Origin of the sequence: Craurococcus roseus (genome assembly GCF_039523795.1) — a bacterium.
Classification (GTDB): Bacteria; Pseudomonadota; Alphaproteobacteria; order Acetobacterales; family Acetobacteraceae; genus Craurococcus; species Craurococcus roseus.
This window is the reverse complement of record NZ_BAAAFZ010000046.1, coordinates 1-14,535: the sequence shown is the minus strand read 5'-3', so window position 1 is coordinate 14,535 and position 14,535 is coordinate 1. Positions and strand designations below refer to the sequence as shown.

General features: G+C 71.9%; 15 protein-coding genes and 1 tRNA gene. 2 read left to right on the top strand and 14 right to left on the bottom strand.

The genetic code is table 11. From position 1 onward, the window contains the following. The 8 genes from ABD067_RS14650 to ABD067_RS14615 all read right to left on the bottom strand — a co-directional run bounded on the left by ABD067_RS14650 (nucleotide 1) and on the right by ABD067_RS14615 (nucleotide 9,073). Nucleotides 1-1,233, bottom strand: coding sequence for an ABC transporter substrate-binding protein (locus tag ABD067_RS14650; RefSeq protein ID WP_343896078.1), 1,233 nt, complete (start codon nucleotides 1,231-1,233; stop codon nucleotides 1-3). A 93-nt stretch (nucleotides 1,234-1,326) separates the two neighbouring features. Next, complete coding sequence (locus tag ABD067_RS14645) at nucleotides 1,327-2,859, bottom strand: amidase (RefSeq protein ID WP_343896076.1); 1,533 nt, start codon at nucleotides 2,857-2,859, stop codon at nucleotides 1,327-1,329. A gap of 17 nt (nucleotides 2,860-2,876) precedes the next feature. Then, entirely contained in the window at nucleotides 2,877-3,569 is a 693-nt protein-coding gene (locus tag ABD067_RS14640; RefSeq protein ID WP_343896074.1) for an ABC transporter ATP-binding protein, read from the bottom strand. Next, complete coding sequence (locus tag ABD067_RS14635) at nucleotides 3,566-4,291, bottom strand: ABC transporter ATP-binding protein (protein WP_343896072.1); 726 nt, start codon at nucleotides 4,289-4,291, stop codon at nucleotides 3,566-3,568. The genes ABD067_RS14640 and ABD067_RS14635 overlap by 4 nt, the downstream gene beginning before the upstream one ends. Beyond that, a complete protein-coding gene (locus ABD067_RS14630; protein ID WP_343896070.1) occupies nucleotides 4,288-5,322 on the bottom strand; it encodes a branched-chain amino acid ABC transporter permease in 1,035 nt (344 codons plus the stop codon). The genes ABD067_RS14635 and ABD067_RS14630 overlap by 4 nt, the downstream gene beginning before the upstream one ends. After that, nucleotides 5,319-6,185: an ABC transporter permease subunit gene (locus tag ABD067_RS14625; protein ID WP_343896068.1), complete on the bottom strand. Its 867-nt coding sequence runs from the start codon at nucleotides 6,183-6,185 to the stop codon at nucleotides 5,319-5,321. Before ABD067_RS14625 ends, ABD067_RS14630 begins: the two co-directional genes overlap by 4 nt. Nucleotides 6,186-6,189: 4 nt before the next feature. Continuing rightward, complete coding sequence (locus ABD067_RS14620; protein ID WP_343896066.1) at nucleotides 6,190-7,428, bottom strand: urea ABC transporter substrate-binding protein; 1,239 nt, start codon at nucleotides 7,426-7,428, stop codon at nucleotides 6,190-6,192. Nucleotides 7,429-7,564: 136 nt separating this feature from the next. Continuing rightward, nucleotides 7,565-9,073, bottom strand: a complete 1,509-nt coding sequence (locus tag ABD067_RS14615; RefSeq protein WP_343896064.1) for an amidohydrolase family protein — start codon at nucleotides 9,071-9,073, stop codon at nucleotides 7,565-7,567. Between the two features lie 351 nt (nucleotides 9,074-9,424). On the opposite strand from ABD067_RS14615, the gene ABD067_RS14610 reads away from it, so the two are divergent. Beyond that, nucleotides 9,425-9,976, top strand: a complete 552-nt coding sequence (locus ABD067_RS14610; RefSeq protein ID WP_343896062.1) for a hypothetical protein — start codon at nucleotides 9,425-9,427, stop codon at nucleotides 9,974-9,976. A gap of 34 nt (nucleotides 9,977-10,010) precedes the next feature. Here ABD067_RS14610 and ABD067_RS14605 read toward each other — a convergent pair whose 3' ends face one another. From ABD067_RS14605 to ABD067_RS14580, 6 genes are all read right to left on the bottom strand, one after another. Next, nucleotides 10,011-10,379, bottom strand: a complete 369-nt coding sequence (locus ABD067_RS14605) for a response regulator transcription factor (protein WP_343896060.1) — start codon at nucleotides 10,377-10,379, stop codon at nucleotides 10,011-10,013. Between the two features lie 410 nt (nucleotides 10,380-10,789). After that, nucleotides 10,790-11,422 (bottom strand): DapH/DapD/GlmU-related protein, encoded by a 633-nt coding sequence (locus ABD067_RS14600; protein ID WP_343896058.1) that lies wholly within the window; start codon nucleotides 11,420-11,422, stop codon nucleotides 10,790-10,792. Between the two features lie 16 nt (nucleotides 11,423-11,438). Next, nucleotides 11,439-11,975 (bottom strand): transcription termination/antitermination protein NusG, encoded by a 537-nt coding sequence (gene nusG, locus ABD067_RS14595; RefSeq protein ID WP_343896056.1) that lies wholly within the window; start codon nucleotides 11,973-11,975, stop codon nucleotides 11,439-11,441. A 16-nt stretch (nucleotides 11,976-11,991) separates the two neighbouring features. After that, nucleotides 11,992-12,186 carry a preprotein translocase subunit SecE gene (secE, locus tag ABD067_RS14590; protein WP_343896054.1) on the bottom strand — a complete coding sequence of 65 codons (195 nt, stop codon included), beginning with the start codon at nucleotides 12,184-12,186 and terminating at the stop codon, nucleotides 11,992-11,994. A gap of 107 nt (nucleotides 12,187-12,293) precedes the next feature. Beyond that, nucleotides 12,294-12,370: transfer RNA gene (locus tag ABD067_RS14585), tRNA-Trp, on the bottom strand. Between the two features lie 83 nt (nucleotides 12,371-12,453). Next, nucleotides 12,454-13,587 carry an aminotransferase class V-fold PLP-dependent enzyme gene (locus ABD067_RS14580; protein WP_343896052.1) on the bottom strand — a complete coding sequence of 378 codons (1,134 nt, stop codon included), beginning with the start codon at nucleotides 13,585-13,587 and terminating at the stop codon, nucleotides 12,454-12,456. Nucleotides 13,588-13,614: 27 nt separating this feature from the next. Here ABD067_RS14580 and ABD067_RS14575 point away from each other — a divergent pair, with 27 nt between their 5' ends. Next, nucleotides 13,615-14,433, top strand: coding sequence for a tryptophan 2,3-dioxygenase (locus ABD067_RS14575; RefSeq protein WP_343896050.1), 819 nt, complete (start codon nucleotides 13,615-13,617; stop codon nucleotides 14,431-14,433). The last annotated feature ends 102 nt before the right edge of the window (nucleotides 14,434-14,535 follow it).

The window sequence follows — 14,535 nt, the reverse complement described above, 5'->3', positions numbered from 1 at the left end:
TCAATCCTTGCGCGCCGCGCGCGCCTCCTCCTCCGGGTGCATGTGGTTGGCGCCGTCCTCGTAGCGGAAGTTCCGCATGGTGCCCTGGCGTCCGTTCAGCGCCGTCTCGCCGACCCAGGCGCCGAGCGTCGCTTGGTTGTCGATGCCGCGCATCACCGCCGGCCCGACGATGGTGTCGAAACGCAGGTCCTCCAGCGCGGCGACCATCGCCTCCGTGTCCGCGGACTTCGCCTTTTCCAGCATGTCGCGCATGAGGTAGGCGACCACGTAGCCGAGGAAAGAGCCGAGCCGCGGCGTGTCGTTGAACGCGGCGCGGTACGCCTGCACGAAAGCCTTGTGCTTCGGCTCCTCGATCTTGTCCCAAGGGTAGCCGGTGGTGATCCAGCCCTCCGGCGTCTCCTCGCCGAGCGGGATCATGTACTCGGGCTCCCCGGTCAGCAGGCTCGCCACCAGCCGCCGCTCGAACAGGCCGCGCGTGTTGCCCTCGCGCACGAAGGTCGTCAGGTCGGCGCCGAAGAGCACGTTGAAGATGCCGTCCGGCCGCGCCCGGCCGAGCGCGCCGACCGTGGCGCCGGCGTCGATCCGCCCCAGCGCCGGGAACTGCTCGACCACCACCTCGAAGCCCGGCACCGCCGCGGCCATGAGCTTCTTGAAGTTCGCCGCCGCCGACTGGCCGTACTCGTAGTTCGGCGCCACGATCGCCCAGCGCTTGACGCCCTTCGCCTTCACGGCTTCGACCAGCATCCTGGTCTGCATGTAGGTGTTCGGCCGCACGCGGAAGGTGTAGCGGTTGCCGTTTGCCATGGTCAGTGCGTCGGTCAGCGGCTCGGTCGCCAGGAACAGCACCTTGCGCTGGTTGGCGAAGTCGGAGACCGCGAGGCCGACGTTCGACAGGAAGGTGCCGGCCAGGAAGGAGACGTTCTCGCGGGTGAGCAGCTCCTCGGCCACCCGCACCGCGTCGCCCGGCGTCGAGCCGTCGTCGCGGAAGACCATCTCCAAGGGGCGCCCACCCATGGCCCGGACGCCGCCGGCCTTGTTGATCTCTTCCACCCCCATCTGCATGGCGTTGCGGTACGGCACCGCGAACGCCGCCATGCGGCTGTAGGAGTTGAGCTCGCCGATCCGGATCGGCCCGGCGCCCTGTGCGCGGGTACCGGAGGCTCCGGCGAGGGCCAAGGGCGCCGCCGCGAGCCCGCCCACCAAGGCGCGGCGGGAAGGGTTCCGGATGCTCATGCCTCGGCCTCCTTACGAGCCGTCCTGCCGGCCCGCCATTCGCGGGCGAACGTTACTGCCCTTCATCGGAGGCGCAAGTGGGCCAAGCCGCGGTCACGCCTTGATCGACTTCCAATCCACCCCCTTCTCGAACGCCGCCGCGCCCCGGTAGATCGTCTCCTCGTCGAACATGCGCCCCACGAGCATCATCCCCACCGGCAGGCCGTCCGCCGTGCCGCAGGGCAGGCTCATGGCGGGGTGGTGGGTGCAGTCGAAGGGCGCGGTGTTCGGCAGGATCTCGAAGGCGCGCGCGACGACCTCGTCCACCGGCGCGTCCGCCGCCGGCAGCTTGCTGGCGGTCATCGGCAGGGTCGGCATCAGCAGCAGGTCGTACCGCGCGAGCGCCGCGTCGTAGGCCGCGCGCAGCCGCCGGACCAGGTTCTGCGCCTTGGCGTAGTACCGGCCGCGGTGGCGCGTCAGCATGTAGTGGCCGATCAGCATCGTGTTCTTGAGCGAGTCTGACAGCTCGTCCGCCCGCTCGCGCCAGTTGCTGTGGGCGTCCAGCAGGCTGGTGACGTACAGCCCCTGCCAATTGAAGCCGAAACCGTTGCCGTGCATCATCTGCATGGTGGCGCCCTCGGCCGCCACGGGCAGCCAGATCGCGCTTCCGTTGCGGTGCATCGGCAGTTCCACTTCCTCCACCGTGGCGCCGAGGCCGCGGAAGCGGTCGGCGGCCTCGCGCACCACCGCGTCCGACTTCTCCATGCTTTGCGGCCAGCCAAAGCCCTCCTTCACCACGCCGATGCGCAAGCCCCCGGCGCCGCGGCCCATGGCGTCGCGGTAGGGCTTCGACGCGGCGCCGTACTGCCTCGGGTCCAGCCCGTCCGGCCCGGCCAGCACCTCCAGGAGCAGCGCGTTGTCCTCGACGGTCGCCGTCATCGGCCCGGTGTGGTCGATGGTCAGCTCGATCGGCATGATCCCGGTGTAGGGTACCAGCCCGTGCGTCGGCTTCATGCCGTAGATGCCGCAGAAGGAGGCCGGCATCCGGATGGAGCCGCCCTGGTCGCCGCCGAGCGCCATCGGCACCTCGCCCGCCGCCACCACGGCGCCGCTGCCCGACGACGAGCCGCCGGCGGAGTACCCGCGCCGGTGCGGGTTGTGCACCGGCCCCGTGCTGCTGGTGTGGCTGCCGCCGGAGAAGCAGAAGTACTCGCACACCGTCTTGCCGACGATGGTGCCGCCAGCGTCCAGGATGCGCGTCGCCACCGTCGCGTCCACGTCCGGCACGTAGCCCTCCAGCGTCGAGGCGCCGTTCATCATCGGCACGCCGGCGAGGCAGATGTTGTCCTTGAGCGCGACCTCCTTGCCCTTGAGCTTGCCGGAGGCGGCGCCCTCCACCCTGGTCTTCACGTACCAGGCGTTGTGCGGGTTCTCATCCGGCGCCGGCCTGCGGCCGGGCGTGCGCGGGTAGCGCACCTCCGGCACCTCGTCCGGCATCTGGTCCACGATGTTGTAGGCCGCGAAGTTGCCTTCCAGCATCTTCATGTGCAGGCGCAGGTCGTCGTCGCCCATGTTGTCGAAGCCCAGCTCCTGCGCGACCTCGCGCATCGTCTCCAGGGTGGGGGTCTTGACCGTGAACAGCGACATGGCGGTTCCTCCCGGGGTCAGCCGATGAACTCGTGTTCCAGCGCCGGGTCTTCCATCCCGGCGGCGGGCAGCTCGCGCACGATCCGGCCGCGGTGGATCAGCAGCACGCGGTCGGACAGGGCGCGGATGAAGTCGAGGTTCTGCTCCACCAGCAGCACGGAAAGGCCCCGCGCGGCACGCAGGCCCCCGATGCGCTCGGCCATCGCCTGCACGATGCTGGGCTGGATGCCCTCCGTCGGCTCGTCGAGCAGCAGCAGGCGCGGCCGCGCCACCAGCGCGCGGGCGAGTGCGAGAATCTGCTGCTCGCCGCCCGAAAGCGCGCCGCCAAGCCGGTCGAGCAGCCGCAGCAGCTCCGGGAAGTCGGCCAGCACGGCCTCCGCTGCCTCCTCGCCCAGTCCTGCGGCGGCCGCCGCGAAGCGCAGGTTGTCCCGCACGGACAGCGCCGGGAAGATGCGCCGGCCCTGCGGCACGTAGCCCAGCCCGGCGCGGGCGCGGCGGTGCGCGGGCAGGCGCTCGATCGCCTCGCCGTCCAGCCGGATGGAGCCGCGCGCCGCCGGCAGCAAGCCCATGAGCGTCTTGAGCAAGGTCGTCTTGCCGGTGCCGTTGTGCCCGAGGATGCCGACGCACTCGCCCGCGCCCACCCGGAGCGAAACCCCGTCGAGCACGCCGATGCGCCCGTAGCCGGCGTAGAGGCCCTCCGCCTCCATCATGCGGCGGCGCGCCCCAGGTAGACGTCGCGCACCCGCGGGTCGGTCAAAACGCGGTCGGCGCTGTCCTGCACCAGCACCCGGCCCTGGTGGAACACCGTGACCGTGCGCGCGATGGCGCGGATGAACTGCATGTCGTGTTCCACCACCACCACGGCGTGGTCCCGGTTCAGCTCGCGGATCAGCCCGGCGGTGCGCGCCGTCTCCTCCGCGCCCATGCCCGCCGTCGGCTCGTCCAGGATGACGAGGTCCGGCCCCGGCGCCACCACCGTCGCCAGCTCCGCGAGCTGCCGCTGCCCGTGCGCGAGCAGCCCCGCCGGCCGGTCCGCGAGGTGGGCGATGCCGAGGCGGTCCAGCGCCGCGTCGGCCAAGCGCCGGGATTCGCGCTCCCCGTGCAGCCGCCGCGCGGCGAGGCGCACGCCCTCCACCACCGGCAGCCCGTCGAACAGCGCCGGCACCTGCGTCTTGATGCCGATGCCCAAGCGCGCCATCCGGAACGGGTCGAAGCCGGTCACGTCCCGCCCGCGCCACAGCACGCGCCCCGATGTGGGCCGGTACTGGCCGGTGAGGCAGCGGAAGAAGGTGCTCTTGCCCGCGCCGTTCGGCCCGATGAGGCAGCGCAGCTCGCCTTCGGCGATGGAGACGCTGACCCGGTCCACCGCGACCACGCCGCCGAAGCGCATGGTCAGCTCCTCAGTGGCGAGCAGAGGGGGCGGCGCGGTCATTCGGCGGGCGCCATCGGCCGTTCTTCGGCCCCGCGCCGCCGCGGCCGTGGACGGAGACGGACGAGCAGGCTCTGCGCCGTCGGCAGCAGCCCCCGCGGCACGGCGACCACCGCCAGCAGCAGCACGCCGCCCAGCAACAGGTTGGGATCGAAGCCCGGCACGGTGCCCGCCCAGGCCGTCAACGCCTGCAAGGCCACGCAGGCCGCCATGGGCCCGGCAAAGGTGCCGACCCCGCCGACAAGCACCCAGATCACCACCTGCCCGGCATAGGCCAGCGAGAACATGGTCGGGCTGACGAACACGCAGTTGGCGAACAGCACGCCCGCCAGCCCGGCCATCGCCCCGCCGATGGTGAACACCCCCAGGCGGTGCGCCCGCACGTCGTAACCCAGCAGCTCCGCCCGCAGCTCATTCTCCTTGATGGCGACGGCGACGCGGCCGAAGCGGGTCAACAGCACCAGCTTCACCGCGGCATAGCACCCGAAGAGGCAGAGCACGGCGAAGACGAAGACCTGCTCCGGCGTCAGCGCGTTGTCCGGCTCGCCCGGCCAGTTCAGCGGCGGCGTCTGCGGGATGCCGTTGAACCCGCCGAGCGGCGCGGCGCCGATGCGCCACTGCTCCCCCGCGGTGGAGTTGGCGAACTTGAACAGGATCAGCGTCACGGTGAGGGTGATGACGCCCATGTAGACGTCGCCTACCCGCCCGTAGAACATCAGCCATCCCAGCGCCGCCGCCGCCAGCGTCGCCACCGCCAGCGCCACCGGCACCGCCAGCGCGCCGTCGCCGAAATTGATGCCCGCCACCGCGTAGGCGTAGCCGCCCAGGCCGAAGAACGCCGTCTGCCCGAAGCACAGGATGCCGCCCGCGCCCCAGGCGAAGGCCAAGGACAGCGCCAGCAGCGCCATCGCCGCCCAGACCGTGGCGTTGATGAGCGCGAACAGCTCCAGCGCCCCGGGCAGCACCGTGACCGCCGCCGCTGCCAGCGCCGCCGCCGCGCCGATGTGCAACGCTGCGCGCCCCGCCGCCGTCACAGCGCCCGCCGGAAGACGCGGCCGGTGATGCCGCGCGGCAGCAGCCGCAGCAGCACGATGGCGACCGCCAGCATCGCCACCTCGCCCAGCACCGGCGTGCTGAGGAAGGTGCCCAGGGTGCTCACCGTGCCGAGCAGCCCGGAGGCCGAGAGCGTCCCCGCCAGGATGGCGGCGCCCCCGGTGATGACGGTGATGAAGGCCCGCGCGATGTAGGCCGCGCCCATCGTCGGCACCACGCCGGAGAGCGGCGCGAGCAGCGCTCCCGCGAGCCCCGACAGCGCCGCGCCGGCCACGAAGGTCGCCGCGTAGACCCGGTCCGGCGCCACGCCTAACGCCGAAGCGGTCTCGGCGTCCTGCATCGTGCCCCGCGCCACCAAGCCCCAGCGCGTGAAGCGCAGCGCCGCCCACACGCCCAGCGACAGCGCCACGGCGGCGCCGATCAGGAACAGGTCGTACCCCGAGGTGCGGAAGCCGCCGATGGCCACGCTGCCCAGCGGCGCCGAGACGCCGGACACGGAGTTGCCCACCAGCATGGTCATGCCGCCGACCAGCGCCAGCGACAGCCCCCAGGTCGCCAGCATGGTGTCCACCATGCGGCCGTAGAGCCGGCGGATCAGCAGCCGCTCCACCACCAGCCCGAACAGCCCCACCGCGACCGGCGCCACCACCAGCATCGCCACCCACAGGGAGAGCCCCGCGCCCGAGGCCAGCACCGCCGCGAAGGCGCCCAGCATCATGAACTCGCCATGCGCCAGGTTGATGACCCGCATCATCCCGAACACCACGGCCAAGCCGAGCGAAACGATGACGAGCATGGCGACGCCGGTGAGCACCTGAAGCCCGACGGCGAGCGCGAGGTCCACGGCGCTAGATCCTGACGTCCACCACGTGCTGCGTGTTGCTGCCCGGATTGGCGGCAAGGTCGCACACCGATGCCGTGTCGCTGGGCGGTTGCTGCGGGAAGGTCTGGAGCACCTTGAAGCCGCGGTCGGCCACCTGCGCCAGGTGCACGTCGACGGTCGCGTGGTGCGTCTTCGGGTCGAGGACGGTGCGCCCGGCGGGCCCGTCGTGGGAAACGCCGCTTTCCAGGGCCTCGATGACCTTCATGCGGTCGGTCGTCCTGGCGCGGCGGACGCCCTCGGCCCAGAGCTGGAACCCGGTGTAGGTCCGCATGGCCAACTCCCCGCCGAGGTACGGCGTCCGGGCGCCGAACTTGGCGCGGAAGCGCTGGAGGAACGCCTTGTTGGCGGGCGTGTCCACCTCCTGGAAGTAGGAGAAGGCGCAGACGATGCCGTTGCCCTCCTCCGGCGTCAGCAGCAGGCTCTCGTTGCCGCCGCCGAGCGTCGTGGAGGCCATCGGGATGGCCGACTTGAGCCCCGCCGCCGCCCATTGCCGGTAGAAGCCCACGTGGTTGCCGCCGACGAGTGCGGAGACCACCGCGTCCGGCCGCGCCGCCTGGATCTTCTTGATCGCCGCGCCGAAGTCGGTGACGTCGAGCGGGAAGAAGTCCACGGCCAGCACCTCGCCGCCGCCCTCGCGGGCGTACTTCGTGATCCACTTGCTGGTGATCTGGCCGTAATTGTAGTCCGCCGCGACGACGTAGAGCCGCTTGCCCCAGGTGGAGAGCACGTGCGGCACCAGCTTGTTCACGTTCTGCGCCGGCGTGGAGCCGGTGCAGAAGGCGTTGCGGTCGCACACCCCGCCCTCGTACTGCGTGTTGTAGAAATAGAGCGTGTTGTACCGCCGCAGCACCGGGCGGATCGCCTCGCGCGAGGCCGAGGTGATGCCGGCGTGGACCACCGCCGCCCGGTCCCGCGTCGCCGCCTGCGTGGCGAATTGGGTGTAGAGTTGGATGTTGCTCTGCGGGTCGTAGTTGATGAGCTGCACCGGGCGCCCGAGCAACCCGCCGGCCTCGTTCAGTTCGGCAACGGCGTAGTCCAGGCAGGCGACCATCGGCTGCCCGTAGATGTCGAGGCCGCCCGAGGTGTCGTGGATGCCGACCACCTTGATCGGGTCGTTGCCGAGCGCCGCCCGTGCCATGACGACGGGGGCCGCCAGCGCGGTGGCGGGTGCGAGCTTGAGGAGGCGGCGTCGTTCGGTGGCCATCTCGGTCTCCCGCCGTTGCCGGCGCCCCCGATCCGCCCTGGGAGCGGATCGGCGCCGTGTCGTTGCCCTAGCGATGCTCCCGGTTTGCAAACCGCATGCCAGCCTCGCGCCGCGGCACGGCGCCCGCAAGGGCTTCTCACCCCGGCGCGTCGCAGAGGTATCGCCGGACGTGATAGGGCCGCGCGGCCAAGGCCGGGCAGAAGGATGCGACCACCGGCTCCAGGCGCTCGTACAGCCCCTTCCACTCCGCGTTCAGCGCCTCCAGCCGGTCCCGCGCCGCCTCCGCCTCGACCGCCAGCTTCGCCACGTCGAGCGTCAACAGCTGCCTGTCCCGCACGATGAAGCGCCCGCCCACCATCACGTGCCGCACCGAGGTACCGTCCTCCACGTGGACGAGCTGGTTCACCGACCAGTTGTGCGGCACCCAATTGATGGCCGAGAGGTCCAGGAACACGATGTCCGCCTTCATCCCCGGCGCGATCGCCCCGATGTCGCGGAAGCCGAGCGCCTTGGCGGAGCCCACCGTGGCGGCGCGGTACACCTCCTCCACGCCGGCCCAGTCGCGCGGGTCGGGCGTCTGCACCTTGGAGACCAGGGAGGCGTAGCGCATCGCCTCGTACATGTTCTGGTTGTCGGAGGAGCTGGCGCCGTCCGTGCCCAGGCCGACGTTCACGCCGAGGTCGAGCGCCCGCCGCAACGGGAACATCCCGTTGCCGAGCTTCATGTTGCTGCCCGGGTTGTGGGCGATGGACGCCCCGCGATCCGCCATCCGCCGCAGGTCGTCGTCGTCCATCCAGATGGCGTGGGCCGCGGTGAAGTCCGGCCCCACCAGCCCGAGGCCGTCCATGTGCGCCAGCAGCGTCTTGCCGTAGAGCTTGAGGCCGGCCACCGCCTGCACCTTGCTCTCGCCGACATGGCTGTGCAGCGCCACGCCGTGCTCGCGCGCGAGGCGGGCGCAGCCGCACAGGAAGGCGTCGGCGCAGTGGTGCGGGATGGTGGGCGCGACCGCCGCACGGATGTCGTGCGAGTCCCAACGCCAATGCCGCAGCGCCTCGGCGATGGCGGCCAGCGTCTCCTCCCCGGGCCGCAGGCGCGTGCGCTCCACCGCCGCTTGCAGGTCGTCCGGCAAGGCGTCGCGCAGGCCGGGGATGGCCTCGTACACCGTCCGGTCGGCGACCATGGGCGCGACCACCGCGCGCATCCCGATTTCCGCATAGGCCTCGGCGACCGCGTCCAAGCCGTCGCGCGTCGGCAGCGGGAACTCCGCGTAAAGGTCGTAAGCGGCGGTGCAGCCTTTCAGGGCCATCTCCGCCGCGCAGATCAGCGTGGTGAGCTTCTTGTCCTGCAAGGACCGCCCGCCGCCGATCCAGGGCGAGGCAGCCAGCAGCAGCTCCAGCGTCCATTTGTCGCCCTGCCCGCGCGACAGGCCGCCCTGGCCGTGCATGTGGGCGTTGATGAGCCCGGGGTGGATCAGGTGGCCCGCCGCCTCCACCACGCGCGCGCCCTCCGGCGCGGAAAGTCCGCGACCCACCCCGCGGACGACGCCGTCCTCCACCAGCACGTCCGCCGGTTCCGCCCGGCGCTTCGCGGGGTCGGCCAGGAGCGCGCCGCGGATCAGGGTGGAGCCGGGTTCGGGCTGGGCCATGGTGTCGCTGCTCCATCAAGCCGCGGTTGAGGCCGGCGCGGCGGCCCGGAACGGCACGATAACCGGCGCCGCGGAGGCCGCCACCGCCGCCTCCACACCCCGGAGCGGCGCGGAGGGCGCCGGTGTGGGCGAGACCGCGCGAGGGATGGCCAACGCGGCCCGCCGTGCCGAACGCAGCGCACCGGCGTGGGCGATCGGCGGCGGCCCGACTCCCCGTCTGCGCCCCGGCCGCCTTTGGCCGGCACGCCCCCGCTTGCTAAAGGAGCGGTCGAGAACCCGATCCCTTCCAGCCAGCCGCGCCGCCCGCCCGCGCCGCGCGCGACGGACCACGTCACCCGGAGGCCACCCACCATGCGGCGCACGACCGCGGACATCCACGACCTCCTCGCGGCAGAGCGCTTCCTGGCCGCCGAAGCGCGCCTCGCCGGCACCTTCGGCCGCGTCGAAGAAGCGGTCGCGCCGCTGCTGCGCGCCATGCGGGCGACGGGCCGCACCACCTACGCTACGGACCCGGAGCACGGCGCGGTGTGGGGCCACGCCTTCCTGCGGCCGCCCTACGCGCCGGCGGAGGCCGAATGGTTCGTGGCCTGGGGCCTCCGCTTCCCGGACGGCGGCGCCGGCTGGGATGGCGCCGAGCCGCCGCTGCCGCGCGGCCCGCACGCCGTCGTCGCAGCCGGGGCCGCGGGCGAACCGAGGCGCAGGCCCCGCGCGCTGCCGCACGCGCGGCGCGGCCTCCTCCCCGGCTGGTCCGCGCTGGAAGGCGAAGCGGCCTTCCTCGCGGCGGCGCTCCCGTTGCGCGAACTCCCCGCCGAGGCGGAGGCGATGGCCGATGCGTTGGCCGGGTGGACGCTGGCTAGGTTGGAGGAGTTGAAGGCGGCCTTGCCGGACCTCGCCGCGAGCTGAGGGGCCTTCCCCTACAAGTCCCGGCCAAACTGCTTCAGCGGCGGGACCAGCCCATCAACTCATGCACGGCCGCAGCCAGCCGCGGCGTCCCGAAGGGTTTGAGCAGGCAGATCTCGCGCGGGTCGTGGCGGCGTCCGCCCAGGTTGGACGGCTTGCCCGTGATGACGACGACGCCCACACCGGGCCAGCGCCGCCGCACCTCCTCGACCAACGCGAACCCGTCCATCCCGCCGCCCAGGTTGACATCGGTCACGAGGACATAGGGCGGCTGGGGCGCTTCTCCGGCGGCGCCCAACGCGGTCTCGGCGTCGGGCGCCTCGGTCACGTCCAATCCCGCGCCCGTCAAGTCCTCCACCAGCGTCTCGCGGATCAGCGGTTCGTCCTCGACCAGCAACACGTCCATCGCGGCCACCCCCAACGCGCACCGTGCGCGCGACCGTCACCGCGGGAGAAAAGCGCGCGAGACCGCCAGGGTTTGTTGCTACGGGCGAGAGACATGCTTGCAAAGCGCATATGACGCGCTTGTGACATTTCGGTAAGCCGCGGCGCTCGCACACGCCCTTTGCCGGCTGTCCCGCGCAGCGACAGGAGCGGCGCGGCCGCGCTTGGATGGGGCGCGAAAACACTTGCCGCCCAGGAACAAAAAGCACAAGTCGCTCGTCAATAGACGTGGTGCGCCCGGTGCCCGCGGAGCGGAAGCCCTGGAAGCGACCGACTCGTCCGATAAGCCCGCGCGACGTCGGCAAGAAAACAAGATCGCAAATTTGGTGAGGCGGGAGGATCAAAGCCCGCCCCCGCCGTGGCCTCCCGGCCCTAACCCCCGTGCCGAGCCAGGAACGCCTCCACCGGCAGATCGCGGAAGTCGCCCAACGCCGAGCGCAGCCGCTCCTCCGGCCAGTCCCACCACGCCAAAGCCGCCAGCCGCCCCGCCACCTCCGGCGGGAAGCGCCAGCGCAGGAAGCGCGCCGGCACGCCGGCCACCACCGCGTAGGGCGCCACGTCGCGCGTCACCACCGCCCCGGCCGCGAGCACCGCCCCGTCGCCGACCGAAACGCCGGGCAGCACCGTCACGCCGTGCCCGATCCACACGTCGTTGCCGACCGCGACGCGCGCCGTCGCCCGCGCCGCGAAGAAGCCGCGGTCGCGCTCTTCGCCGGCGAAGTAGTACTCCGGCACGTAGGTGAAGCGGTGTAGGCTCGCGCGCTCCATCGGGTGGTTGGGCGCGTTGATCCGCGCCCCGGCGGCGATTGCGCAGAACTTGCCGATCGCCGCGTGCGCCGCCTGCGCGCCCTCCATCAGGTAGGACCAATCGCCAAGCGTGCTGTAGGCGAGGCCCGAACCCTCGGACAACTCGCACCAGCGCCCGATGCGGCTCTCGCGCAGCTTGGCCGTGGGATGGACCAGCCCGGCCTCGGGCACGCGCGGCGGCTCGGGGGCTCCGTCCACCGCCGCCCGCGCCGCGTCAGGCCTTCTCGACCTGCCCGTACTCCAACTCCACCGGCGTGGAGCGGCCGAAGATGCTGACCGAGACCTTCACCCGGCCGCGCTCCTCGTCCACCTCCTCGACGGTGCCGTTGAACGAGGTGAACGGCCCGTCCGCCACGCGCACCTGCTCGCCCACCTCGAAGGTGATCGAAGGACGGCGCGGCTTGTCCACGCCTTCCTGCACCTGGTTGACGATACGCTGCGCCTCGGCCTCGGTGATCGGCGCGGGCTTGTTGCGCGCGCCGAGGAAGCCCGTGACCTTGGGCGTGTCTTTGACGAGGTGCCACGCCTCGTCGCTCATCGCCATCTTCACCAGCACGTAGCCGGGGAAGAACTTGCGCTCCGAGTTGATCTTCTGCCCGCGCCGCACCTCCGTGACCTCCTCGGAGGGCACCAGGATCTCGTCGAACGCGTCGGCGAGGCCCTTTTGCTCCGCCTGCTCGCGGATCTGCTGCGCGATCTTCTTCTCGAACCCGGAGTAGACGTGGACGACGTACCAGCGCTTCTCGGCCATCAGCCGCGTTCCTCCCTCAACCCAAGCCGAGGAAGCGGCGCATGGCGAACGCGATCACCTGGTCGGTGATCAGGAAGAACACCGCCGCCAGCGCCGACATCGCCAGCACCAGCCCCGTGGTGATCAGCGTCTCGCGGCGCGACGGCCACGTGACCCTCGACACCTCGGTCCGAACGTCCCGGACGAACTGCGCCGGATCCAGCTTGGCCACCTCAGCTAACCTCGACTTCCCGAACACGACGAATGGGCAGCACCCTCCCGGGATGCCGCCCCGATGGAACCTCTGCCGCCCTGCTGAGCCGCCGGGCGGCGGTGGATTGGCAGGGGCGGAGGGTCTCGAACCCCCAACCTCCGGTTTTGGAGACCGGCGCTCTAGCCAATTGAGCTACGCCCCTCCGCGGCCCGACACGGGGCGCGTGGGTAGCGGCGTATAGGTCAGCGGGCGGGGGAAGTCGAGGGCTCCGCCAACCGGCCGGCCTCACCGCAACCGCCGGAGCAGCGCGCCCACCTCCGCCGCCGTCTGGTAAGGGCCGAAGCCGAAGCGCAGCCGCGACCCGCGCCGGTCCGTCACCACCCTCTGCGCCTCCAGCTTCGCCGACCAGGCTTCGGCGTCCGGCAGGTCGAAGCAGAGGAAATTGCCGCGCCGCGGCTCCGCGAGCGGCACGACCAAGCGCGCCGGGTCCAGCCCCGTGCCCGCCAGCCCCGCAACGAAGTGCGCCTGCAAGGCGTGCGCGTGCGCGTGGATGTCCGGAACGGACACGCCTCGCCCTTCCAGCCAACGCAGCGCCGCCACCAGCCGGAACAGGCCGGAAGGGTCGAAGGTCGCGCCCATGAAGCGCATCCCGTCCCGCGCGAAGGGCACGCCGGATTGCGGCCCCGAAAGGTCACCGAAGGCCGCGAACCAGCCGGTGTTCCGCGGGCGCGGCAGCCACCCGGGCGGCGCGTGCAGGAAGCAGGCGCCCTCGCCCGCCATGGCGTACTTGTACCCGCCCGCGAGGTAGAAGGCCCGGTCCGCCACGGTCGCCAGGCTCGTCGGCACCGCCATGAAGCCGTGGTAGCCGTCGATCACCAGAGCGGCGCCGTCGCCCGCCGCGGCCGCGAGGTCATCCACCCCGACCGCGAAACCCGAGTTGAAGAAGACCTGCGACACCCAGACCAGGTCGAACCCCGCCCGCGCCGCCTCCGCCAGCCGCGCCGGCACCTCGGCGCCCAGCTCGGCAGGGACGCGCACCACCCGCGCCAACCCCTCCTCCTCCAACCGCGCCACCTGGCGGGTGAAGGAGTGGAATTCGCCGGTGGTGGTCAGGATGCGCGGCCGCTCCGGCAGCGCGGAAAGGATGCGGAGCGCGAACTCGTGGGTGTTCGGCGCGAAGCACAGCGTCGCCGGGTCGGGCAGGCCCAGCACGCCCGCCACGCGCCGCCGCGCCTCGTCCCACAAGGGGCCGAGCACCAGCTCCCACTTGCCGTCCTGCAAGCGGGCCGCCGCGTCCCAGGCCTCCGCCTGCGCCGCCCGCGTGGCGTCCGGCCAGGGGTGGTGGCTGTGGGCGGCGAAGTGCAGCCGGTCCGGCTCGGCCCCGAGGAAGTGGGAAAAATCTGCGCGGAGGTCCAACATGGGCCCGAGTATGGAGCGATCCGGGCGATGGGCGAGGGCATCACCACCGATTTCAGCCGGCGCATGTCCTACGCCGACTACCTGGGGCTCGACCGGCTCCTCTCCGCGCAAAACCCCTTGACCGGCCAGCACGACGAGCTGCTGTTCATCACCATCCACCAGGTGCAGGAGCTGTGGCTCAAGCTGATGCTGCACGAGATGGACCTGGCGATGGACTGCATCCGCCGCGACGAGTTGCGCCCGGCCTTCAAGGCCACCGCGCGGATCGGCCGCATCCAGCGCCAGATGATCGAGGCCTGGGACGTGCTGACCACGATGACGCCGCACGACTACCTGGCCTTCCGCGAGTCGCTCGGCGCCTCCTCCGGCTTCCAGTCCCTCCAGTACCGGCTGCTGGAATTCCGGATGGGCGCCAAGGACCCGTTCATAATGAAGCCGCACGCCCACCGGCCGGAAGCGCACGCGGCGCTGCGAGCGGCGCTGGAGGCGCCCTCCATCTACGACGAGGCGCTGCGGCTGCTGGCGCGCCGCGGTCACCCGATCCCCGCCGAGGTGCTGGAACGCGACCTGTCGAAGCCGCACGAGTCGCACCCGGCCGTGGTCGCCGCCTGGGCCGCCATCTACGGCGCCGGCGAGAAGGAGATGGAGCTGTACGAACTGGCCGAAGAACTCGTCGACCTGGAGGACGGCTTCGGAACCTGGCGCTTCCGCCACATGCGGACGGTGGAGCGGATCATCGGCCACCGCCGCGGCACCGGCGGCTCGGCCGGCGTGTCCTATCTGAAAGGCGCAGTGGAAAAGCGCTTCTTCCCGGAACTCTACGAGGCGCGCACGGCCATCGCCTGACGGCCGCCCCCGCGGGCAGGATCGCTGCCCGCGGGGAGCCGAACGCTGTTACTTGGTGATCTTGGCGACGACGCCGGCGCCGACGGTGCGGCCGCCCTCGCG

What these genes read in the sequence shown, in the direction of transcription:
- ABD067_RS14650 (WP_343896078.1), bottom strand. Translation starts at nt 1,233, where the DNA reads ATGAGCATCCGGAACCCTTCCCGCCGCGCCTTGGTGGGCGGGCTCGCG.
- ABD067_RS14645 (WP_343896076.1), bottom strand. Translation starts at nt 2,859, where the DNA reads ATGTCGCTGTTCACGGTCAAGACCCCCACCCTGGAGACGATGCGCGAG.
- ABD067_RS14640 (WP_343896074.1), bottom strand. Translation starts at nt 3,569, where the DNA reads ATGATGGAGGCGGAGGGCCTCTACGCCGGCTACGGGCGCATCGGCGTG.
- ABD067_RS14635 (WP_343896072.1), bottom strand. Translation starts at nt 4,291, where the DNA reads ATGACCGCGCCGCCCCCTCTGCTCGCCACTGAGGAGCTGACCATGCGC.
- ABD067_RS14620 (WP_343896066.1), bottom strand. Translation starts at nt 7,428, where the DNA reads ATGGCCACCGAACGACGCCGCCTCCTCAAGCTCGCACCCGCCACCGCG.
- ABD067_RS14615 (WP_343896064.1), bottom strand. Translation starts at nt 9,073, where the DNA reads ATGGCCCAGCCCGAACCCGGCTCCACCCTGATCCGCGGCGCGCTCCTG.
- ABD067_RS14610 (WP_343896062.1), top strand. Translation starts at nt 9,425, where the DNA reads ATGCGGCGCACGACCGCGGACATCCACGACCTCCTCGCGGCAGAGCGC.
- ABD067_RS14605 (WP_343896060.1), bottom strand. Translation starts at nt 10,379, where the DNA reads ATGGACGTGTTGCTGGTCGAGGACGAACCGCTGATCCGCGAGACGCTG.
- nusG (WP_343896056.1), bottom strand. Translation starts at nt 11,975, where the DNA reads ATGGCCGAGAAGCGCTGGTACGTCGTCCACGTCTACTCCGGGTTCGAG.
- ABD067_RS14580 (WP_343896052.1), bottom strand. Translation starts at nt 13,587, where the DNA reads ATGTTGGACCTCCGCGCAGATTTTTCCCACTTCCTCGGGGCCGAGCCG.
- ABD067_RS14575 (WP_343896050.1), top strand. Translation starts at nt 13,615, where the DNA reads ATGGGCGAGGGCATCACCACCGATTTCAGCCGGCGCATGTCCTACGCC.